This is a genomic window from Mycolicibacterium aromaticivorans JS19b1 = JCM 16368, assembly GCF_000559085.1.
GTDB lineage: Bacteria > Actinomycetota > Actinomycetes > Mycobacteriales > Mycobacteriaceae > Mycobacterium > Mycobacterium aromaticivorans.
The window spans coordinates 1,492,089-1,513,943 of the sequence record NZ_JALN02000001.1; the positions used below are offsets into that span (position 1 = coordinate 1,492,089).

At 67.0% G+C, this 21,855-nt stretch carries 20 protein-coding genes; 5 read left to right on the top strand and 15 right to left on the bottom strand.

Annotated features, from left to right (window positions below):
* Nucleotide 1: 1 nt before the first annotated feature.
* Complete coding sequence (locus tag Y900_RS07185) at nucleotides 2–688, bottom strand: DnaE2-dependent mutagenesis accessory factor ImuA' (RefSeq protein ID WP_036340662.1); 687 nt, start codon at nucleotides 686–688, stop codon at nucleotides 2–4.
* Nucleotides 689–842: 154 nt separating this feature from the next.
* Here Y900_RS07185 and Y900_RS07190 point away from each other — a divergent pair, with 154 nt between their 5' ends.
* Nucleotides 843–1,742 carry a fructose bisphosphate aldolase gene (locus Y900_RS07190; protein WP_109751185.1) on the top strand — a complete coding sequence of 300 codons (900 nt, stop codon included), beginning with the start codon at nucleotides 843–845 and terminating at the stop codon, nucleotides 1,740–1,742.
* A 63-nt stretch (nucleotides 1,743–1,805) separates the two neighbouring features.
* Here the strand turns inward: Y900_RS07190 and Y900_RS07195 are convergent, their stop codons facing one another.
* The 3 genes from Y900_RS07195 to guaA form a co-directional block, all read right to left on the bottom strand.
* Nucleotides 1,806–2,207, bottom strand: a complete 402-nt coding sequence (locus Y900_RS07195) for a PPE domain-containing protein (RefSeq protein WP_036346083.1) — start codon at nucleotides 2,205–2,207, stop codon at nucleotides 1,806–1,808.
* Complete coding sequence (locus Y900_RS07200) at nucleotides 2,159–2,638, bottom strand: hypothetical protein (protein ID WP_036340665.1); 480 nt, start codon at nucleotides 2,636–2,638, stop codon at nucleotides 2,159–2,161. The genes Y900_RS07195 and Y900_RS07200 overlap by 49 nt, the downstream gene beginning before the upstream one ends.
* Before the next feature lie 66 nt (nucleotides 2,639–2,704).
* Nucleotides 2,705–4,273, bottom strand: coding sequence for a glutamine-hydrolyzing GMP synthase (guaA, locus tag Y900_RS07205; protein ID WP_036340668.1), 1,569 nt, complete (start codon nucleotides 4,271–4,273; stop codon nucleotides 2,705–2,707).
* Between the two features lie 375 nt (nucleotides 4,274–4,648).
* On the opposite strand from guaA, the gene Y900_RS07210 reads away from it, so the two are divergent.
* Both Y900_RS07210 and Y900_RS07215 read left to right on the top strand, forming a co-directional pair.
* Nucleotides 4,649–5,392 (top strand): beta-phosphoglucomutase family hydrolase, encoded by a 744-nt coding sequence (locus Y900_RS07210; protein WP_036340671.1) that lies wholly within the window; start codon nucleotides 4,649–4,651, stop codon nucleotides 5,390–5,392.
* Nucleotides 5,389–7,743: a glycoside hydrolase family 65 protein gene (locus Y900_RS07215; protein ID WP_036340674.1), complete on the top strand. Its 2,355-nt coding sequence runs from the start codon at nucleotides 5,389–5,391 to the stop codon at nucleotides 7,741–7,743. The genes Y900_RS07210 and Y900_RS07215 overlap by 4 nt, the downstream gene beginning before the upstream one ends.
* 4 nt (nucleotides 7,744–7,747) lie before the next feature.
* Here the strand turns inward: Y900_RS07215 and Y900_RS07220 are convergent, their stop codons facing one another.
* From Y900_RS07220 to guaB, 3 genes are all read right to left on the bottom strand, one after another.
* On the bottom strand, nucleotides 7,748–9,484 hold the full coding sequence (locus tag Y900_RS07220; RefSeq protein WP_036340676.1) for a GMC family oxidoreductase: 1,737 nt from the start codon (nucleotides 9,482–9,484) through the stop codon (nucleotides 7,748–7,750).
* A gap of 125 nt (nucleotides 9,485–9,609) precedes the next feature.
* Nucleotides 9,610–10,737 (bottom strand): GuaB3 family IMP dehydrogenase-related protein, encoded by a 1,128-nt coding sequence (locus Y900_RS07225; RefSeq protein WP_102809340.1) that lies wholly within the window; start codon nucleotides 10,735–10,737, stop codon nucleotides 9,610–9,612.
* A gap of 19 nt (nucleotides 10,738–10,756) precedes the next feature.
* Entirely contained in the window at nucleotides 10,757–12,346 is a 1,590-nt protein-coding gene (gene guaB / locus Y900_RS07230) for an IMP dehydrogenase (RefSeq protein WP_272945543.1), read from the bottom strand.
* 99 nt (nucleotides 12,347–12,445) lie between these two features.
* On the opposite strand from guaB, the gene Y900_RS07235 reads away from it, so the two are divergent.
* The gene (locus Y900_RS07235; protein WP_036340680.1) at nucleotides 12,446–12,850 is read left to right on the top strand and encodes a DUF5319 domain-containing protein; all 405 of its coding nucleotides are present in this window, start codon (nucleotides 12,446–12,448) and stop codon (nucleotides 12,848–12,850) included.
* A 38-nt stretch (nucleotides 12,851–12,888) separates the two neighbouring features.
* Here the strand turns inward: Y900_RS07235 and Y900_RS07240 are convergent, their stop codons facing one another.
* The 3 genes from Y900_RS07240 to Y900_RS07250 all read right to left on the bottom strand — a co-directional run bounded on the left by Y900_RS07240 (nucleotide 12,889) and on the right by Y900_RS07250 (nucleotide 15,649).
* Nucleotides 12,889–14,181, bottom strand: a complete 1,293-nt coding sequence (locus tag Y900_RS07240) for an anti-sigma-D factor RsdA (protein ID WP_051659939.1) — start codon at nucleotides 14,179–14,181, stop codon at nucleotides 12,889–12,891.
* On the bottom strand, nucleotides 14,174–14,752 hold the full coding sequence (locus Y900_RS07245; protein ID WP_036340681.1) for a sigma-70 family RNA polymerase sigma factor: 579 nt from the start codon (nucleotides 14,750–14,752) through the stop codon (nucleotides 14,174–14,176). Before Y900_RS07245 ends, Y900_RS07240 begins: the two co-directional genes overlap by 8 nt.
* 87 nt (nucleotides 14,753–14,839) lie before the next feature.
* Nucleotides 14,840–15,649 (bottom strand): hypothetical protein, encoded by an 810-nt coding sequence (locus Y900_RS07250; protein WP_036340682.1) that lies wholly within the window; start codon nucleotides 15,647–15,649, stop codon nucleotides 14,840–14,842.
* A gap of 378 nt (nucleotides 15,650–16,027) precedes the next feature.
* Here Y900_RS07250 and Y900_RS07255 point away from each other — a divergent pair, with 378 nt between their 5' ends.
* The gene (locus Y900_RS07255; RefSeq protein WP_036340684.1) at nucleotides 16,028–16,318 is read left to right on the top strand and encodes a WhiB family transcriptional regulator; all 291 of its coding nucleotides are present in this window, start codon (nucleotides 16,028–16,030) and stop codon (nucleotides 16,316–16,318) included.
* A 52-nt stretch (nucleotides 16,319–16,370) separates the two neighbouring features.
* On the opposite strand, the gene Y900_RS07260 is transcribed toward Y900_RS07255, so the two are convergent.
* From Y900_RS07260 to Y900_RS07280, 5 genes are all read right to left on the bottom strand, one after another.
* On the bottom strand, nucleotides 16,371–17,120 hold the full coding sequence (locus Y900_RS07260; protein ID WP_036340686.1) for an SDR family oxidoreductase: 750 nt from the start codon (nucleotides 17,118–17,120) through the stop codon (nucleotides 16,371–16,373).
* Nucleotides 17,121–17,181: 61 nt separating this feature from the next.
* The gene (locus Y900_RS07265; RefSeq protein WP_036340688.1) at nucleotides 17,182–18,819 is read right to left on the bottom strand and encodes a CocE/NonD family hydrolase; all 1,638 of its coding nucleotides are present in this window, start codon (nucleotides 18,817–18,819) and stop codon (nucleotides 17,182–17,184) included.
* A gap of 25 nt (nucleotides 18,820–18,844) precedes the next feature.
* On the bottom strand, nucleotides 18,845–19,435 hold the full coding sequence (locus Y900_RS07270) for a VldE C-terminal domain-containing protein (RefSeq protein WP_420329800.1): 591 nt from the start codon (nucleotides 19,433–19,435) through the stop codon (nucleotides 18,845–18,847).
* Nucleotides 19,436–19,565: 130 nt separating this feature from the next.
* Nucleotides 19,566–20,600 (bottom strand): zinc-binding dehydrogenase, encoded by a 1,035-nt coding sequence (locus Y900_RS07275; protein ID WP_036340690.1) that lies wholly within the window; start codon nucleotides 20,598–20,600, stop codon nucleotides 19,566–19,568.
* Between the two features lie 177 nt (nucleotides 20,601–20,777).
* On the bottom strand, nucleotides 20,778–21,755 hold the full coding sequence (locus Y900_RS07280; RefSeq protein ID WP_036338172.1) for an IS481 family transposase: 978 nt from the start codon (nucleotides 21,753–21,755) through the stop codon (nucleotides 20,778–20,780).
* Between the last annotated feature and the right edge of the window lie 100 nt (nucleotides 21,756–21,855).

The following is a 21,855-nucleotide window of genomic DNA, read 5'->3' on the forward strand; positions in this document are numbered from 1 at the left end:
GTCAGCTCACCCTGGACCGGGCGGCGCGACCGTGCGCCCTGACCGACAGCCGGACCCGACTGATACGACCACAGCCCGACACCGGGGCATCGCCACGACCCGCGGTGATCTCATAACCGCGCACCCGCGCGTCAAGACGCATCGTCGCGCCTTGCCAGTCCCCCCGGGCAACCAGCAGGGTGCAACCCTTCTGCCGAGCCCGGGCCACCACCGCCCGCGCCCGGGTGGCGGTCACCGTCCGGCCGGCCAGCCCGAGCACAACCAGATCCATCCCGTCCATCAACACCGCGGCCACCTCGACGGGGTCGGTGCCCGGGTCCGGGATCATCGCCAGCCTGCTCAGGTCCGCACCCATCTCCACCGCGGCCAGCAGACCGAAATCCGGCAGTCCGACCACGGCCACATGTCCCCCGCCTGCCGTGACCGCCGCCGCCATACTCACCGGAAGCGAGAGCGCTCCTGATGCCACTGCGACTGCGCCGCGCGGCAACCCCGCAGGCAGATGTTCGGCCAGCGATTCAGGGACCGGCAGCAAACTTTCAGAGGCAGGAATGACCTCATCCGCCACATCCGTAACAGGTCGGGTGACGCCTACCTTCCCGGATACCGCCGCCATCTTGCGTCGCAGCTGTTCTAGCTGCTCAGCACGGTTGAGCTGACGTTCATCCAGGGCAATCGCCGCCGTCATCGGCCACCTCCAACCACGATCCCGATTCACTGTGTTCGAATGTATGTTCGATAAGCCGAGTAAACACCCACCCACCGACAGCGTCAAGCGCGAAATCTCCCGGCTGTGCACCCAAGCTGACGGTGGTGACGCGGCCGAAATCGCACCTGGCACGATGCAGGGCATGACGATCAACCGCGAACAAGCTGACAAGGTGGCCAAGGGAGCCGGCTTCATTGCCGCGCTCGACCAGAGCGGCGGTAGCACCCCCAAGGCGCTGAAGCTCTACGGCATCGCCGAGGACGCCTACTCCGGTGACGAGCAGATGTTCGACCTCGTGCACGAGATGCGCACCCGGATCATCACCAGCCCGAGCTTCAACGGCGACCGGATCATCGCGGCCATCCTGTTCGAAATGACGATGGACCGCGAGGTCGACGGTCGTCCCACGGCCGACTATCTGTGGAACGTCAAGAACGTCGTGCCGATCCTCAAGGTCGACAAGGGTCTGGCCGCCGAGGAGGACGGCGCCCAGGTGATGAAGCCCATCGACGGCCTGGACGCGCTGCTGGCCCGCGCGAGAGACAAGGGCATCTTCGGCACCAAGATGCGTTCGGTCATCAAGCTGCCCGGCGGTGGCCTGGACGCCGTCGTCGAGCAGCAGTTCGCGATCGCTCACCAGATCCTCGGCGCCGGACTCGTGCCGATCATCGAACCCGAGGTCGACATCCACAGCCCGGAGAAGGCCGCCGCCGAAAAGCAGCTCAAGTCCGCGATCATCAGTCACCTCGGCGCCCTCGGTGACGACCAGCAGGTGATGCTCAAGCTCACCCTGCCCGACACCGACGACCTCTACCACGAGCTGGTCGAGCACCCCAAGGTGATGCGGGTTGTCGCATTGTCCGGCGGCTACAACCGAACCGATGCCTGCGAGCGCCTGGCCCGTAACCACGGTGTCATCGCCAGCTTCTCCCGGGCGCTGACCGAGGGATTGACCGCCCAGCAGAGCGACGACGAATTCGACAAGACCCTGGATGAGGCGATCGCCGAAATCGCCGCCGCCTCAGCGACTTAGATTTCCCGTTGAAATAGCGCTGAGAGCGACGGCCCAGTCCGGACGACTGCTCTCAGCGCTTTTTCAATGTCCGTTCACCATGCGCGAGACGTCGTGCGCCCACATCTCCGCGTACAACGTCTCGGTGGCCACGATCGCGGGTGCATTGAAGCCCAGGATGTTCGCGGCCGTCAGCTGGACCAGCGTCGCCCGGTTGGCCGCGATCGTCGCCGGCGATGTTCCTGCGGCGAACGCCGACTCATAGGCCGCAGCCGCGGCCGCCGCCTGCGTGGCGGCACTCTCGGCTTGTGTCGCGGCGGCGGACAACCACCCGACATAGGGTGATGCCACCGTGGCCACGGCATGGGACGCCGGGCCCGCCAACGTGGTTGAGCCGAAAGTCGTGAACACCCGGTCGATGCCCTGCGCCGCCGCGTTCAGTTCGTCGGCGAGTCCGTTCCAGGCCGCCGCCGCCGACAGAAGCAGCGGGAACCCGCTCCGCTGTAGAGCCGGTTGGAGTTCACCTCGGGGGAAACAGAGGTGAAATCGAAGACCGCTAGCCGCGCTTCATGGGAGAAGGTTTTAGCCTGCTCTTCGATCGCCTTGTGTTGCGCGGCGATTTCCGAGTCCTGCTCGGTCAAGGAAGTGTCGCCCACGACGTTCGCGCGAACGCCTGCAACGGCGCTGCGGCTCTTCGGCTTCGAGCCGGCCGTCGGCAGCGTGGTCACCGTGACCCCAGTCGAACGCGACGCCGGGCCCGCAGAGTGCTTCTGGTGATGGGCCGCGCCGGACGAGCCCGTCCCGGCGCTGTCCGCGTGCGCGGTACCCGACCCGAAAGCCAGTACGGCGCCGGCGCTCAGGGCGAATAGCCCGGCACCGATCCAGAGGTACAACTCCCGACGCGATTCGCTCACCATGGAAACCTCCCGACCTGCGCCGACATCTGACACAGCAAACCGCACGCTAGCACAGGCGGGGCGCAATCACTCCCACTCGATGGTGCCGGGAGGCTTGCTCGTCACATCGAGCACCACCCGGTTCACCTCGGGCACCTCGTTGGTGATGCGCGTCGAGATGCGCTCCAGCACCTCGTAGGGCACCCGGGTCCAGTCCGCGGTCATCGCGTCCTCGCTGGACACCGGCCGCAGCACGATCGGATGACCGTAGGTACGTCCGTCGCCCTGCACGCCGACCGAGTGGACATCGGCCAGCAACACCACCGGGCACTGCCAGATCTGGCCGTCCAGACCGGCCGACGTCAGCTCCTCGCGGGCGATCAGGTCGGCCCGGCGCAGGGTGTCCAGCCGGGACGCCGTCACCTCACCGACGATCCGGATGCCCAGCCCCGGACCCGGGAAAGGTTGGCGGCCAACGATGTCTTCCGGCAGTCCGAGCTCGCGTCCCACCGCCCGCACCTCGTCCTTGAACAGCAGGCGCAACGGCTCGACGAGCTTGAACTTCAGATCGGCGGGCAGGCCACCAACGTTGTGGTGGCTCTTGATGTTTGCCGTCCCCGTTCCGCCACCGGACTCGACGACGTCGGGATACAGCGTGCCCTGCACCAAAAATTCCACCGGATGACCGTCGGAGTCGTTCTCGGCGAGCAGGTCTCGCACCGAACCCTCGAACGCGCGGATGAACTCCCGGCCGATGATCTTGCGCTTGCCTTCCGGGTCATGCACACCCGACAACGCCTGCAGGAAGCGCCCCTCGGCGTCCACCGTAACCAGGCGGGCGCCGGTGGCGGCCACGAAATCCCTTTGCACCTGCTCCCGTTCACCGGAACGCAGCAATCCGTGGTCGACGAACACACACGTCAGCCGGTCACCGATGGCGCGTTGGACCAGTGCGGCGGCCACCGCGGAATCCACCCCACCGGACAGACCGCAGATGGCCTTGCCGTCGCCGATCTGCTCGCGTACCTGCTCGATCAGGCTCTCGGCGATGTTGGCCGGGGTCCAGCTCGCACCGATGCCGGCGAAGTCGTGCAGGAACCGGCTGAGCACCTGCTGGCCGTGGGGGGTGTGCATGACTTCCGGGTGGTATTGCACCCCGGCCAGCCGACGGGCACGGTCCTCGAACGCCGCGACCGGCGCACCGGAGCTGGCGGCCACCACCTCGAACCCCTCCGGGGCCGAGGTGACCGCGTCGCCGTGGCTCATCCACACCGGCTGCGAACCGGGCAGACCCGAATGCAGTTCCCCGCCAAGCACTTCCAGTTCGGTGCGACCGTACTCACTGGTGCCGGTGTGAGCGACGGTGCCGCCGAGCACCTGGGCCATGGCCTGAAAGCCGTAGCAGATCCCGAATACCGGCACATCGAGGTCGAAGACAGCCGGATCGAGTTGCGGGGCGCCATCGGCATACACACTGGCCGGTCCGCCCGAGAGCACGATGGCCTGCGGATCCTTGGCCTTGATCTCCTCGACAGTCGTGGTGTGCGGGATGACCTCGGAGAAGACCCGGGCTTCCCGGACCCGACGGGCAATCAGCTGGGCGTACTGGGCGCCGAAATCGATCACCAACACAGGACGAGGCGAGGGGGACGTCACGCATAGAGTCTAGTGCGCGCAGATCGCCCGGCCCGCTCGGCGGGCGCGGGTAGCGTTCCGCTGATGAAAGCCCTGCCGGCGGTGGCCGTCGTCGCCGGCGTGCCGGCGCGGCACCCCTCCAGCACCACCGCACGGCCGCTGACGGCCACCAGGCTGCCCTCCGCGTCGCCATTCCCCCCCGGGTCACGGGGTGACGCCGGCCAAACGCCAGGTCGAGGGGCGGCTGGTGCGCGCTCCGGCACCGCCGAGTCGCGGCACCGCGGCGGAGCTGTATGTCCACGGCGGGGGCGACGGACCGGCCGCCACAGCCGGGCCAGGAATGTTCTCGGGTAAGAACGGGAATGGACAGCGGGGGATCGACAAAGGAGACCGCGGGTGCTGGGACTGCCAGACGAGGTACATGCTTGCCTGTTCGACCTCGACGGCGTCTTGACCGACACAGCCCGAGTGCACACCCGTGCCTGGAAGTCGATGTTCGACAGTTACCTCGAGCGACGCGCGCAACGCGCCCACACCGCCTTCGTCCCGTTCGACCCGGTGCAGGACTACCGCACTTACATCGACGGCAAGAAACGCCAGGACGGCGTGCGCTCCTTCTTGGCGAGTCGCAATATCGATCTGCCCGACGGCGACGAGTCCGACCCGACCACCGCCGAGACCATCAATGGGTTGGGCAACCGCAAGAACGCGCTGTTCCAGCAGATCCTGCAGAAGCAGGGTGTGGAGGTGTTCGACGGATCGCGGCGCTATCTTGAGGCCGTGCACGCCGCCGGAGTTCCGGCGGCGGTGGTGTCGTCGAGCGCCAACACCGAACAGGTCCTCCGGATCACCGGCCTGGACCGTTTTGTCCAACAGCGCGTCGACGGAATCACGATCCGTGACGAGAACCTGCGCGGCAAGCCTGCGCCCGATTCGTTCCTGCGCGGGGCTGAGCTTCTCGACGTCAAGCCGGCGAACGCTGCGGTGTTCGAAGACGCCCAGGCCGGCGTCGCGGCCGGCCGGGCCGGGAACTTCGGGTTCGTCGTCGGCGTCGACCGTCTGGGGCAGGCCGATGCGTTGCGGCGCAACGGCGCCGACATCGTCGTCACCGATCTCGCACAGTTGCTCGACTCCAAATGATCAGCGGCGAAGCGTTCCCCATCGAGCCCTGGCAGGTGCGGGAAACCCATCTGGATCTCGACCAATTGGCACAATCGGAGTCGTTGTTCGCGTTGTCGAACGGACACATCGGCTTTCGCGGCAATCTCGACGAAGGGGAACCGTTCGGGATCCCGGGGACGTATCTGAACTCCTTCTACGAGACCCGGCCGCTGCCCTACGCCGAATCCGGCTTCGGTTACCCCGAGGACGGCCAGACGATCGTCGACGTCACCAACGGCAAGATTCTGCGACTCCTCGTCGACGACGAGCCCCTCGACGTGCGATACGGCGACCTCGACGAGCACGTGCGGATCCTCGATCTGCGCGCGGGAACGCTGACTCGCCGCGTGCTCTGGCGATCACCAGCGGGCAAGCAGATCCGAATCGTGTCGACGCGACTGGTGTCGCTGGTCCAGCGCTCGGTCGCGGCGATCGAGTATGTGGTCGAGGCGATCGACGAATTCACCCGTGTGACTGTGCAATCCGAACTGGTGGCCAACGAGGACCAACCGGAACAGTCCGGCGATCCGCGGGTGTCGGCGGTACTGAAGCATCCGTTGGAGGCAATTCAGCACGAGGTCTCCGAAGAGGGTTCGCTACTGGTGCACCGCACCAAAGCGAGCAAGCTGATGATGGCTGCCGCGATGGACCATCTGGTCGAGGTCCCCGGCCGGGTGGAGATCGACGCCATCGCTCACCAGGACATCGCGCGCACCACCGTCATCTGCGGGCTCCGACCCGGCCAGAAACTACGGATCGTCAAATTCTTGGCCTACGGCTGGTCGAGCCTGCGGTCACGCCCTGCGCTGCGAGACCAGGTGGCCGGCGCGCTCGCCGGGGCGCGCTACACCGGCTGGGAAGGTCTGGTGCAGACGCAGCGGGACTACCTCGACGAGTTCTGGGACTGCGCCGACGTCGAAGTCGAGGGCGATCCGGACGTGCAGCAGGCAGTACGGTTCGGCCTGTTCCACGTGGTCCAGGCCAGTGTCCGCGCCGAACGCCGGGCGATCCCCGGCAAGGGCTTGACCGGGCCGGGCTACGACGGCCACGCATTCTGGGACACAGAGGGTTTCGTGCTGCCCGTGCTGACCTACACCAAACCCGAGGCGGCCGCCGACGCGCTGCGCTGGCGTTCCTCGATCCTCGATCTGGCCAAGAAGCGTGCCGAGCAGTTGGACCTGCAGGGTGCGGCGTTCCCGTGGCGGACGATTCGCGGCGAAGAGTGTTCGGCCTACTGGCCGGCGGGGACCGCGGCGTGGCACGTCAACGCCGACATCGCCATGGCGTTCGAACGCTATCGGACGGTCACCGGCGACCACTCACTGGAAAGCGATTGCGGACTGGCGGTTCTCGTCGAGACCGCCCGGCTCTGGATGTCGCTGGGACACCACGACCGCGACGGCGTCTGGCACCTCGACGGGGTCACCGGACCCGATGAGTACACCGCGGTGGTGCGCGACAACGTGTTCACCAATCTCATGGCCGCACACAACCTTCGGACGGCCGCCGACGCCTGCAACCGCAATGCCGAAACGGCCTACGAGATGGGCGTCAGCACCGAGGAGACGGCAGCATGGCGCAATGCCGCCGACAGCGCCCATATCCCATACGACGACCAGCTCGGCGTACACCAGCAATGCGAAGGTTTCACCCGGCTGCGGGAGTGGGACTTCACCGACGACACCGTCTACCCGCTGCTGCTGCACCAACCCTACGTCCGGCTGTACCCATCCCAGGTGATCAAGCAGGCCGACCTGGTGCTGGCGATGCAGTGGCAGAGTCATGCGTTCACCGACGAGCAGAAGGCCCGCAACGTCGACTACTACGAGCGCCGCACGGTGCGCGACTCGTCACTGTCGGCCTGTACCCAGGCCGTCATGTGCGCCGACGTCGGGCATCTGGAGCTGGCCCACGACTACACCCAGGAAGCGGCGCTGATCGATCTCCGGGATCTGCACCACAACACCCGCGACGGTCTCCACATGGCGTCGCTTGCCGGAACCTGGACCGCACTGGTCGCCGGCTTCGGTGGCCTTCGCGACGACGAACACATCCTGTCGCTGGATCCTGCTCTGCCCGAAGAGATCACCCGGCTGAAATTCGGGCTGCACTGGCGCAAGTACCGGCTCACCGCCGATGTCAGCCACGAGGAGGTCACCTACACGCTGCGCGACGGGCCCGACGGGCAGCTCATGATCCGGCACGCCGGCGACGAGCTGACCTTGACCACCCGCAACACCACAACGGTGCCGCTGCGGCCTCGCAAAGCCCTGCTCCCCACTCCTGAGCAGCCGCCGGGACGTGCGCCGCGCAGGCACATCACGCAGTGAGCCGCTAGGCCCCGGTGTTGATCGGCTCGATCGGCAGGTTGCGCAGACCGCCGGGCGCGTGGATCGGCACCACCGGATTCTTGGGCGCGATCGGCGCGAGGCGCCGGTAAGGCTGCCCCTGCGCGGGACGCAGATCCTCTTCACCCTTGTTGGGCCACAATGACGTTGCCCGCTCGGCCTGGGCGGTGATGGACAGCGACGGATTGACACCGAGGTTGGCCGACACCGATGCGCCGTCCATGACGTGCAGCGTCGGGTAGTTGTACACCCGCTGGTAGGGGTCGATGACGCCGTTCTCGGGGCTCTCGCTGATTGCCGCACCGCCGAGGAAGTGTGCAGTCAGCGGAATGTTGAACAATTCGCCCCAGGTGCCGCCGGCCACTCCGTCGATCTTCTCCGCGACACGGCGAGTCACTTTGTTGCCCACCGGAATCCAGGTCGGGTTGGGTTCGCCGTGACCCTGCTTGCTGGTCATCCGCCGTCTGCCGAACGCACCGCGCTTGGTGTAGGTGGTGATCGAATTGTCCAAGTGCTGCATGACCAACGAGATCATGGTGCGCTCACTCCAGCGGCGCGGGCTGAGCATCCGGATCATGCCCTTCGGGTCCTCGCCGGCGTTCTCGAGCAACTGCTTCCAGCGCGGCACGTCGCTGCCCTCGGGTCCCGGCCCGTCGGTCATCAGGGTCTGCAGCAGGCCCATCGCGTTCGAGCCCTTGCCGTACCGGCACGGCTCGACGTGGGTGTCGGGGCTGGGATGGATCGAGGACGTGATCGCCACCCCGTGAGTGAGGTCGAGATCGGGCCGGGCCTCCAAACGTCCTGCGCCGACGATTGATTCAGAGTTGGTCCGGGTCAGCACCCCGAGCTTGTCCGACAGTTTGGGCAGCGTGCCGGTGTCGCGCATCTTGAACAGCAGCTTCTGGGTGCCCCAGGTGCCTGCCGCCAGGATGACCTGGTTGGCGGTGAACGTGCGGCGGTCCTTGCGGGCCACCCGTCCGGTGCGCACGGTCTTGATCTCCCAGACACCGTCGGGCCGCTGAGCGAATCCGGTGACGGTGGTCATCGGGAAGACCTGGGCGCCAGCCTTTTCCGCCAAGCCGAGGTAATTCTTGACCAAAGTGTTCTTGGCGCCGTGGCGGCAGCCCGTCATGCATTCGCCGCATTCGATACACCCGGTGCGCGCCGGCCCGACACCACCGAAGTACGGGTCGGGCACGGTCTTGCCGGGGGTCTTCTCGCCGTCGACCCCGAAGAACACGCCGACCGGGGTGGGCGTGAAGGTGTCGCCGACCCCCATCTCGTCGGCCACTTCCTTCATGATGCGGTCGGCGTCGGTGAAGGTCGGGTTCTTGACGACGCCCAGCATCCGCTGCGCCTGGTCGTAGTGCGGCATCAGCTCGGCGCGCCAGTCGGTGATGTTCTTCCACTGCGGGTCGTTGAAGAACGGGTCCGGCGGCACGTACAGGGTGTTGGCGTAGTTCAGCGATCCGCCGCCGACGCCGGCGCCGGCCAGGATCATCACGTTGCGCAACAGGTGGATGCGCTGGATGCCGTAGCAGCCCAGCCGCGGCGCCCACAGAAATTCCCGCAGTCGCCACGAGGTCTTGGCGAACTCATGGTCGGCGTAGCGGCGGCCCGCTTCCAGAACGCCGACCTTGTAGCCCTTCTCGGTGAGGCGCAGCGCGCTGACGCTGCCGCCAAAACCCGAGCCGATGATGAGGATGTCGAAATCCGGCGCCATACGAACCAGTATGAACTTACCGGCGGGTAACAAGCTAGCGAGGTGCGCCTAAATCTTCGACCGTCACCCTCGCGTCACGTTCGGCGCCGAACGCGTCACTGGTGTGACGCTCGGCGCGAGGACGCTCAGCGGCCGACGGTGAGTCCGACCTTCTGGAACTCCTTGAGGTCGCAATACCCGGCCTTGGCCATCGACCGGCGCAGGCCGCCGACCAGGTTGAGCGAGCCGAACGGGTCATCGGAAGGCCCGTTGAGCACCCGGTCCAGCGACGGCCGCTCCCCCGCGGCGATCTGCAGCAGGGCGCCGCGCGGCAGCGACGGGTGCGCCGCGGCCACCGGCCAGAACCAGCCATCGCCCAGGGCCTCGGCGGATTCGGCCAGCGGAGTGCCGAGCACGACGGCATCGGCGCCGCAGGCGATCGCCTTGGCGAGGTCACCGGAGGTGTGAATGTCGCCGTCGGCCAGCACGTGGACGTAACGCCCACCGGTCTCGTCGAGGTACTCCCGCCGAGCCGCGGCCGCATCGGCGATGGCCGTCGCCATCGGCACGCTGATGCCCAGCACCTCGTCGCTGGTGGTCACCCCGAACGTCGAGCCGTAGCCCACGATCACGCCGGCGGCGCCAGTACGCATCAGATGCAGCGCCGTGCGGTGATCCAGCACGCCGCCGGCCACCACGGGGATGTCCAGCTCGGAGATGAACGTCTTCAAATTAAGTGGCTCACCATCGGACGCCACCCGCTCGGCGGAAATGATCGTGCCCTGGATGACCAGGAGGTCGATGCCGGCCTGCACCAGTGCGGGCGTCAGCGCCTGCGCGTTCTGCGGGCTCACCCGGACCGCGGTGGTGACGCCGGCGTCGCGGATTCGGGACACCGCCGCACCGAGGAGCTCGGGGTCGAGCGGCGCGGCGTGCAACTGTTGGAGCAGGCGGATCGCCGCGGACGGCTCGGGCTCCTTGTCGGCAGCCTCGATCACCTCCCTGATCTTGGCCTCGACGTCGGCGTGGCGGCCGATCAGTCCTTCACCGTTGAGCACACCCAGGCCGCCGAGGCGGCCGAGTTCGATGGCGAATTCCACCGACACCAACGCGTCGGTGGGATGAGCCACGACGGGGATCTCGAATCGGTAGGCATCGAGCTGCCACGCCGTGGAGACGTCCTTCGACGACCGCGTCCGCCGGGACGGAACGATGTTGATCTCGTCGAGTTCGTACGTGCGGCGGGCAGTTCTGCCCATGCCGATTTCAACCATGTCGCGCACAGCTTGACCCCTAGCGGGCGTAGTAGTTGGGGGCTTCGACCGTCATGGTGACGTCGTGCGGGTGGCTCTCCTTGAGACCCGCAGCGGTGATCCGGACGAACTGCGCGTGCTGCAGTCCCTCGATGCCGGAGGCGCCCGTGTAACCCATGGCGGCGCGAAGGCCACCGGTGAGTTGGTGAATGACGGTGGCCAGCGGACCGCGGAACGGCACCCGGCCCTCGATGCCTTCCGGCACCAGCTTGTCCTCACTCAACACGTCGTCCTGGAAATAGCGGTCCTTGGAATAGCTGCGCCCGGTGGATCCGGCAGCGCCTCGACCCTGCATCGCGCCCAGCGAGCCCATGCCGCGGTAGCTCTTGAACTGCTTGCCGTTGACGAAGATCAGGTCGCCGGGAGCCTCGGCGGTGCCGGCCAGCAGGGAGCCCAGCATCGCCGTCGACGCGCCCGCCGCCAGCGCTTTGGCGATGTCCCCCGAATACTGCAGACCGCCGTCGGCGATCACGGGGACGCCGGCCGGCCTGCACACCGCCGTGGCTTCGAGGATCGCCGTGATTTGTGGCGCTCCGACGCCGGCGACCACCCGGGTGGTGCAGATCGATCCGGGGCCCACCCCGACCTTGACCGCGTCGGCGCCGGCCTCGACCAGAGCCGCGGCGCCGCTGCGGGTGGCGACGTTGCCGCCGACGATCTCGACCCGATGGCCCACCTCGGCCTTGAGCTTGCCGACGGTGTCGAGCACCCGGCGGTTGTGGGCATGCGCGGTGTCGACGATCAGCACGTCCACTCCGGCGTCGACCAAGGCCATCGCCCGGTCCCACGCGTCGTCGCCGACGCCGACGGCCGCACCGACCAGCAGTCGGCCGTCACTGTCCTTGGTGGCCAGCGGGTGCTGCTCGGTCTTGACGAAGTCCTTGACGGTGATCAGACCGGTGAGCCGGCCATGCCCGTCGACAATGGGCAGCTTCTCAATCTTGTTGCGCCGCAACAGACCCAGTGCGGCGTCGGCGGTCACGCCCTCCTGGGCGGTGATCAGCGGAGCCTTGGTCATCACTTCGGCGACCGGCTTGTTCATGTCGACTTCGAAGCGCATGTCCCGGTTGGTGATGATGCCGACAAGTGAGCCCTTCTCGTCGACGACCGGCAGGCCCGAGATATGGAATCGGGCGCACATCGCGTCGACTTCGGCCAGCGTGTTGTCCGGCGAGCACGTCACGGGGTCGGTCACCATGCCGGCCTCGGAGCGCTTGACCATCTCCACCTGTCCGGCCTGCTCGGTGATGGACAGGTTGCGGTGCAGTACGCCCATACCGCCCTGGCGCGCCATCGCGATCGCCATCCGGGCCTCGGTCACGGTGTCCATCGCCGAGCTGACCAGCGGCACCTTGAGCCGGATCTTCTTCGTCAGCTGGCTCGACGTGTCGGCGGTGGCAGGCACCACGTCGGAGGCGGCGGGCAGCAGCAGCACATCGTCGAATGTCAGACCCAGCATCGCGATCTTGTTGGGGTCGTCACCGCCGGTGGGAACCGATTCCCCCAGCAGGGCATTCAGATGCGCGGTCAAGCCGTCGATGCGGCCGGTGCTGCCTTCGGCAATGGTCATCGGTGAGGCCCCCATCAGTGGCGGAATGTGGACACCATCCTATCGGCTCACGGTCACGTTCCCTGGCGCGATACCCGCCGCGTTACGTAGTGTGGAGCCGTGCGCGACCACCTCCCACCAGGCCTGCCACCAGATCCGTTCGCCGACGACCCCGCCGACCCGTCGGCCGCGTTGGATGCGCTGGAACCGGGTCAACCCCTGGATCCCCAGGAGCGCGCCGCGGTCGAGGCCGATCTGGCAGATCTGGCTGTGTACGAGGCCCTGCTGGCGCACCGCGGCATCCGCGGCCTGGTTGTCTGCTGTGACGAATGCCAGCAAGACCACTACCACGACTGGGATATGTTGCGCGCCAACCTACTTCAGTTGTTGGTCGACGGGACGGTCCGCCCGCACGAGCCCGCGTACGATCCCGAGCCGGACGCCTACGTCACGTGGGATTACTGCCGCGGATATGCCGACGCCTCACTCAACGAAGCCACCTCGGACTACGACGGCTTCCGCTGAGCCCGGCATTCAATTCCGCCGAGCGCGAAACCTCTGATCTACCCGCCGAAGCTGGGCAGCTTCGGCAATTGCGGTAACGCGGGCGCCTGCGGCATCGGGAACATCATCGTGGTGGTCATCACACCACCCGGCGACTGCATCCGCGGGGTCTGGATCGCCGTCGACGGAATCGACGCAATGGTCTGAGGCGCCGTCGCCGTGGCGGTCGCGGTAGCCGCCGCTGACGGTGCCACCGGCGCCGAGGACTGTTCGACCACGGCCGACGATGTCGCCGCCGCGGCAGGGGATTGCGGGGCCGGCGCGGTGGTTGTCGCCGCGGCCGGCGACTGGGCAGCCGAACTGGGGCTCGAGGTGGTACCGGCCAGCGTGGTGGTGGTGGTGGTCGTCGTCGTCAACCTGGTCGTGGTCGTGGTCGGCGTCGCGCTCGTCGGCGTCGTGGGCGCCGTCGTGGTCGGCTGTGTCGTCGTGGTCGGCGCGGCGGTCGTCGTCGAGGGAGCCGTCGTGGTGGTCGACGGATCAGTCTGCCCGACCGACGAGGTCGGAGTGTCCGACGTCGACGGGCCCAACGTGCCGGTCCCGTCGGGTGTCGTCGAGATCGTGATCGACGGCTGACCCGGAACGGTGGTCGGCGGCACCTCGGGTCCGGTGGTCGGCGTGATCACGGCCGGGACGAGCTCAGCGGCAGACGCCGGCACGGTGTAGGTGATGCCGGGCGGCACCGTCGCCTCCGGATCCTTCTGCACGACCTTCGCCGACAGCTGGTTCCACTGCTCGAGGACCTGCTGCTTCTCCGGCTGGTCGGCCACCGCGCTCACCTGGTTGTTGACCTCCACGAGCTTGGCCTGGGCCTGCTGCCAGTCGCCCTGGGCGACCAACTGCTGCACTTGCTGGAGCTGCTCCTTGGCCGAAGCCAGAGCCACCTGGTCGTCGCGGACCTGGGTGGGCGCACCGAACAGCCACGACCGCAGTCCGTAGAGCGCATCTCCCGGTCCGGCACCGGCCACGACCGCACCGAAACCGCCGAGGGCAAGCACACCGGCGGCTGCCGCGCCGACGATGCTCAACCCGCGCCGGCTGCGTCCGCTGCTCTGCTTCTCCGCCAGCCCGGCGCGCAGTGCGGTGACGGCGTCACGCTCGGTGATGAGGCCGGTCGCCGGCGGCCAGCGCATTTCGTCGCGCCATCCACCCAGCAGGTCGGCCAGCTCGGCGTCGGCCCGATCTTGCGGCGCCACCGGATGCCCCGACGCCAAGGCGTCGATGAACCGCTCGCTGGCCAGAATGGCGTCCAGCGACGGCTCGTCGTTGCGGGAGGAACGTCCGAAGTCAGGCATAGCCGTTACCTGCCGCGGTGATCTCGTTCTTGAGCTTCGCCAACGCGCGGTGCTGGGCGACGCGTACCGCCCCGGGTGTGCTGCCGACCGCGTCGGCGGTCTCCTCGGCGGACAACCCGACCACGATGCGCAGCATGAGGATCTCACGCTGCTTCTCGGGCAGGATCTGCAGCAACTTGGTCATCCGCGCGGCGGAATCCGACTGCATCGCCATCTGCTCGGGCCCTGCGTCGAGCGAGAACCGCTCCGGCACCACATCGGTGGGATCGGATCGGTTACGGGCCGAAGCGCGATGCGCGTCGGCGACCTTATGGGCAGCGATGCCGTACACGAAGGCCAGGAAGGGGCGACCCTGATCCTGGTAGCGCGGCAGCGCCTGGATGGCGGCCAAGCAAACCTCCTGAGCGACGTCGTCGGCGGAGAGACCGACCCGCTCCGTGGCCCCGAGGCGAGCCCGGACATAACGGACCACGATGGGGCGGATGGTCTCCACAACTTCCCGGAGGGCATCCCGGCTGCCGGCCACTGCCTCAGCAACGGCGGCGTCGAGACGTTCTCCTGGAATTGTCATCGACGGCGATATCTCCAACGTTACGTACGGGACGCTTCCCGGCAGCCATTCAGCTAGACAATATCGGCCCGGCCTGTCGATCGGGCGTTAGCCGCGGCTCCATCGGCCACCGCGCCGCGTGATAAGGCCAGCACAGTCGTCTCGGATGGTCGAGACCTGCTGTGACGTAAGCGATGCACTACCGATATCGATCAGCAGACACGCCAGCGCCCACCGCAGCGGAACCAGACCATGGGTCTCGGTGTCGCTCAACGCCGCATCAGCGACCGCACGCGCGGACTCGAGCGCTCCGGCACAACACAGCGCCGCGGCGAGCACCACATCGCTTTTGACCCGATGCCGTAGCAAGGCGGGCGACGCCTGCTCGGCAATCTCGATCCCGCACCGCGCGTGCGCCACGGCCTCCTCGCCGTATCCACCGGCCATCGCCAGTTCAGCGCGAACCCACTGCAGACGAACAGCCAGCCGCGGCACCCCGGACCCAGCCGTCAGCTCACCGGCCCGCTCGAGTAGCCGTGCCGCGGCCGCGAGCCGACCCACTCCCAGAGCGTCGGCGGCCAAACCGACGATCGCGTCGGCACAGGCCTGCACAAACATCGGATGATCCGCGGCGGTCGGCGCCAGCGCCAGCGCGCGGCCGTCCCAGCCAGCCGCCAACCGGTGCCCCCCGAGCTGGCGCAGCAACGACGCCTCGGTACTCAACGACAGCGATGCGAACGCCCCGGCGGCGTCCCGGCGGCGCAGCTCGGCGAGATCCGCGCGCGCACTGCTGTAGCGGCCCTGGCCGGCGGCGGCGACCGCCCGCTGCCACAGCTGTTCGGGTGTGTCCCCGGCGGGCAGCGGCCAGCAGTCGGGGTGGTCGCCGAAAGCGGCGGCGGTCAGCGCGGAGACGTCCATCTGCCTCGGCACGCTATCAACCGCGGACGGAAAAGATCTCAGTTAACAGTTCATGGTCGCTGTGTTACAGCCGTGTTTACTGCCTATTGAGCACCAGGAATTCAGCTGCCGATGCGGAGGGCGCCGTACTGCGCAAATCACGAAACCATCACGATCGACGTGCATCGAATAGCACGCCGCCCGGCGACGGTGGGTCGCAATGATGAACGTGATGTAAATTCTCGAGCTGCGATTATGTGATTGCGCACATGGCATGGCTATTGACGCGCTTTGCGACGCGCCCCTAATTTGTGATCACGAGTAGTCACCGGCGACAGTGCTCAGATCGGTTCCACAACTCACGCATATTGAAAGATGTGCGGAGAGAGGGGTTTTCCAATGCCACAGCCGCAGCAGCTACCTGGCCCGAACGCAGACATCTGGGATTGGCAGATGCAGGGCGTCTGCCGAGGTGTCGATTCGTCGATGTTCTTCCACCCCGACGGGGAACGTGGCCGCGCCCGCGCCCAGCGTGAGATGCGCGCCAAGGAAATGTGCCGGAGTTGCCCGGTGATTGCCCAATGCCGTTCACATGCGCTGGCTGTCGCCGAGCCGTACGGCATCTGGGGAGGATTGAGCGAAGCGGAACGCGAGTTGTTGCTCAAGCGCGGAATTCGCCGGACCGCCTGATTTCCAGCAAACATGTGAAGAGGCCCATCCCCATCCGGGGTGGGCCTCTTTCTCACTGAGCGCCTGCCGCCAGCCACTGTTCGAACGTCGTCGGGGCGATCCGCGCGCCGTCGCCGGGCAGAAGCACATTGCCGGCGAACTCGACCCCCTGCGGACCCTCCCAGGTCGGAACCAGCTTCACCGACTTGCCGTGCACGGCATGGGTCCGTCGGGCCATATCCACCAGATCCTGAGTTTCCGGGCCGGCGACGTCGACGTGTCTGCCCTGTGGCTCGCCGCCCGCGATCTCGGCGAGCACGGCGGCGATGTCGTCCGGTGCGATGGGCTGCACGAGCAGCGGCGGGATGAACGCGACGCCGTCGTGCTCGCTCCAGCCGGCGACCATCGCCGCGAAGTCGTGGAACTGGGTCGCCGGGACGATCGTCCAGGGAACCGAGCCGGCCTCGATCAACTGTTCCTGCGCCACCTTGCCCATGTGATGGGCGGTTCCGGCTTCTTGCCGGTGGATCCCGACGATCGACAGAAGCACGTGATGACGCACGCCGGCGCGTTGCTCGGCTGCGAGCAGGTTTGTCGTCGTGGTTGCGAAATACTCACGGGTCTCGTCCACACCCATTGGCGGCGCGCTGATGGCGTCGACCACAGCGTCGACCCCCTTCAGCGCCGCATCCAGGCCCTCGCCGGTGATCAGGTCGACACCATCGGACCGGCTGATCCGCACGACGTCATGCCCGTCGCGCTCCAGGGCCGCGACGGTGCGAGCACCGATGTTGCCGGTTGCGCCTGCTACCGCGATACGCATCGAAGACCTCCAGTGTCGAGAACGGATACCTGTTGGGTCGAACGCCGCCGTATTTGCATTCTCATCCCGGTATCACCGGGATCGTGAGCGCCGAGGCGCCCGGCCCCCAGTGCACGACCGCATTCCCGCGCCGGCTGGGTGTGTATCGCGCGGGTAGGTGGCCGAACAGAGGGTTGAACGGTTCGAGGTACCGCCCGGCGATCAGCAACCGCAGCTCGTCGCCGGCCCGAAACAACGTCGACGAGGCGCTCAGCGCGATGTCGGCGTCGACAACCTCTCCCGGTTGCAGCGGCGTGAGCGCGTCCAGAGAGTCCCGCAGCGCCAGCCGCAGCCGCCCGTCTGCGATCCGGTCCCTGCCGTAGCCGTACGACCCCTCGAACGGTACGTACTGCCCGTCGCTCCACTTTTCGACGCCGACGAACAGATGCGCGTCGTCATTGCCGTCCAGCGAGATCCGCAGCCGCAGGCTCATCGGGCCGGTGAGCTCCACGTCGCGGTCGAAGTGGTGCGAGAACGCGATCGCTTGCCGCCTCAGCCGAAACGTCGCGGCGCCGACAGCCGTTGGCGCCGACTCGCCCAGCTTTCCATCGTTGCCGAGATGCATTGTGGTCCAGCGTGTCCGGCTCAATGGCCACTCGTTCTCGGTGCGCACGGCGACCACGGTGTCGCCGCGTTCGCGGACTTCCAGACGCACCCGCGGAAGCGCGGGCGCGTCGAGGTTGCGCAGGTGACGGTCGAAGAACGCCGTCTGCGCACGCTGGGCATCGTCGCTGTAGAACACAGCCCATTTCCCGCCGCGGTGCGTGTATGCGCTGCGTTCGGCCGAGCCCGCCTGTTCGATCAGTCGCCATGAGCCCTGGCTGTGCAGGTTGTGGTCGGAGAAGCTGGCGCAGGCCAGGATTGGCACCTCGATGCGCGCGAGGTCGGGGGTGATGGACTGCCACCACTCGTCGCGCAGCGGATGCCGGCGCCGCTGCTCGCCGATGTCGACCGACAGGCGGGCGACCCGGCGCGTCAGGGTCTGCCAGATCACCGAGAAACCGCGCTCGGGGACGCCGCCCGGTGTCATGAAGTCGCGGTAGGCGTCGGTGAACCCCTCCCATGGGCAGATCGCCGCGAGATGCGGCGGGTGCAAGGCAGCCGACTTATATTGTGAGAGAGCCAGATACGAAACACCCAGCATTCCCACCCGACCGTTGGACCAGGGCTGCGTTCCGGCCCACTCGATCAGGTCATAGGTGTCGCGGGCCTCGTCGTCGGACAGCAGTGAACCGGTCCCGTCGGAGGTGCCTGCGCCGCGCGCGTCGGCATTGATCACGACGTAGCCGCGTGCGACCCATGCCACCGGATCCGGTGCCTCCCAACCGGTTTCGCTGGAAATCTGTATCGGTGCAGGCTGATTCATGATCCGGAATTGAAAGTTGAGCCGCCATCCTCGGCGAGTTCGGCGCGGCAGGGCATCTTTGCCATAGGGGTGCACCGAGAGGATGACCGGGAAGGGACCCCGCCCGGGTGGGCGATAAACGTTGACGCGCAACGCCACCCCGTCACGCATCCGGACAGCCACGTCGTGGTCTTTGAGCAGATCGACCGGCGCGGGCACCACAGTCACCGGGGGATGCAGGAACGCCCGGATCCGACGGCGGGCGTACGCCGCGGCGCCGGGCCGTCGCCAGGGCTTGTCGTATCGAGGCGCCATCTCAGCCGTGCGGGGTGAGCACCAGCTAGGCCGGCTCTGATTGCATCGATCCGAGGAAGTACGTCTCACGCCCGGTCGGGTAGCCGCCGCCGTCGGTGGCGATATGAACGTGGTCGAAGTGGTTGGCGGTTTCGTTGCCGTAGTCCGCCGTCCAGCTCGGCGCCCCGATCCCCGGGTAGAAGCCTTGCCGCCAGATCACGTGCAGCACACCCCATCGCTTGGCGTTCGCCAGGGCGAAGCCGGCGATCTGGTTGCCGAGTTCGATCCCTTCCGGGGTGTGATAGTTCGGGATCATGACGTCAATGGCCAAGCCGTTGGGATGCCACTTCAGTGCATCCTGCCGGTAACCGCCGATCGTCTTGATCTCCAGGAACATCACGCTGATCGCGCGGGCCACCCAGATGGTGTGGATCTGGAGGCCTTGCTCGGGGGCGATTCCACGCGGCAACGCCATCTGGAAGTTGCCGCCGGCGACGGGTGCGCCGGCGGCCAGCAGCTCCGCTTCAGTGGCCTGCGCGATGCGCGGTACGTCGGCTGCGACGGCGGTCTGGGCGGCGGGCGAAACCGTCGGCGCCGCAACACAACACTTGGTTTCGGTGCTTTGGGCGTAGAACATCGCCCCGGCAACGGTCACCGAAGCCGCGACCGCCAGCCAGCGACCTCCTGCACCGGCGAACACGTTGACCACGAGCAGCACTTTACTGCGACGGACGTTGCGATGCGGCAACCTTCGCCGAGCCGTTATGTCAGGGTCTGATCAGCACCTTGAGCGCTTCGCGGTCGGCCATCGCGCGGTAGCCGTCGGGCGTCTCGTCGAGCCCGATCAACCGGTCGAAAACCCGGCCGGGTTCGATGACGCCGTCCAGGATGTCGGGCATGAGTTCCTCGATGTAAGCGCGGGCGGGTGCGGCACCACCGGTGAGGGTGATGTTGCGCATCATGGTGTCGAATCCGAGTGGGACGTTGCGGTATTGGGAGACACCGAGCCTGCTGACCGCGCCACCGGCGCGGACGGCGCCGAGCGCGGTGACGAGCGACTGCTCGGTGCCGACGCATTCGATGACAGCGTTGGTGCCGTCACCACCGGTCAGTTCCCGGATCTTCTCGACGGCTTCGTCGCCGCGCTCGGCCACGACATCGGTGGCACCGAAATCGCGGCCCAGATCGGTCCGGCTGGTGTGACGGCCGTTGAGGATGATCTGGTCGGCGCCGAGTCGCTTGGCGGCCAGCACCGCGCACAGGCCGACCGCACCGTCGCCGACGACGGTCACCGACGATCCGGGCCGCACACGAGCGGTGACCACGCCGTGGTGACCGGTGCAGAACACATCGGACAACGTCAGCAGCGACGGCATCAGTGCCGAGTCTTCGGCAACGGGAAGCTTCACCAGCGTGCCTTGCGCCTGGGGAACGCGCACCGCCTCGCCCTGCCCGGCATCGACCCCGCGAGCGCCCCAACCGCCACCGTGCCGACACGACGTCTGCAAGCCCTCGCGGCAGAAGTCGCAGGTGTTGTCCGCCCAGACGAACGGCGCGACGACCAGATCACCGCGCTGAAGGCCCCCGACGTCGGCGCCGATGTCCTCGACGACGCCGATGAATTCGTGGCCCATCCGGCGGCCGTCGTCCTTGTGCGGCATGGATTTGTACGGCCACAGGTCGCTGCCGCAGATGCAGGAGCGGGTGACCCGCACGATGGCGTCGGTGGGATCTTTCAATACAGGATCCGGTACATCCTCGACGCGGACGTCGCCGGCCTCGTACATCAGGGTTGCGCGCATGGTTCGACAGTAGATCGCCGGTGATCGCCCTGGCCCGGCGCGTCCTGGGTCAATCTGCTGGCGATGACCAGACTGCACATGACGCACCACCGCGACGAACTGAGCACCAGGGCCTTGGCCTGATGTTCTTCAACGACCACGCGCTAGTTGTCGGCGGTCGCGACTAGCTGTACTCGGCTAGGACGTTGGCGTCAGTCTGCTAATCGGGGGTTGGCCTCCGAGGGCTGAGTGGCGTCGTCGATTGTTGTAGTCCTCGAGCCAGGGTGCAAGGGCAGCGCTGCGAGCGTCGTTGGTGGTGAATATCTGCTGGTAGGCCCACTCGGTCTGCAGGGTGCGGTTGTAGCGCTCCACTTTCCCGTTCTGCCAGGGGCAATGCGGCTTGATGAAGACGTGCTTGGCGCCCAGGCCTGCGATGACAGCCGCGACATCGGCGGAGCGTCGATAACTCCAGTGGTTGTCGGTGATGAGTCTCTCGATGGTCGGGATGCCGTGGGCGCGGAAGTACTCGGCGGCCCTGGCTAAAAACTCACCGCACGTCGCTCCCTTTTCATCGGGCAGGATCTCTGAGTAGGCCAGCCGCGAATGGTCGTCAACGACGGAGTGCACGTAGTCGAACCCGATGCGCGCGTTCCTCTGTGCAGCAGATCTGCTCTTGGCTCGGCCGTGAGCCTTCCATCCGCCTCCGTCAGGGATGCGGCCAATCTTCTTGACATCCATATGAATTAGTTCTCCGGGGCGTGCCCGTTCGTAGCGGACCGCGGTCGCTTTCGATGACCGGATCACGTCACCGGTCAGCGGGTCGCAGTCCCTCAGATACGGCAGCTGGTGGCGGCGCAAGATCGCCGAGATCGTGCGGGCCGGCAGACCGAGTTCGGCGCCGATCCAGTCCTGGCCCCGCCTACTGGCGCGGCGCAGTTCGAGGACCGCATCTTCAATGACAGCTGATGTGCGGCGCGGGCAGCGGTGTGGTCGTGAGGAGCGATCCGACAACCCGGCAACGCCTTCATCGCGAAACCGGCGCACCCATCGGTGAGCGCACTGGCGCGACACTCCTAATTCGGCAGCGACATGAGACACCGGTCGGTGTCCCTTAACGATCCGCTCAACGAGCAGCAGACGACCATGAACGGTCAAACGGGCATTAGCGTGGGACACGAGGACCTCCGTGGACTGGTGAAGACGTCAGACATCTCCACTAAGCCCGGAGGTCCTCCCTACAGCAATAGCGATCCGTCACCAATGTCTAAGCCGAGTA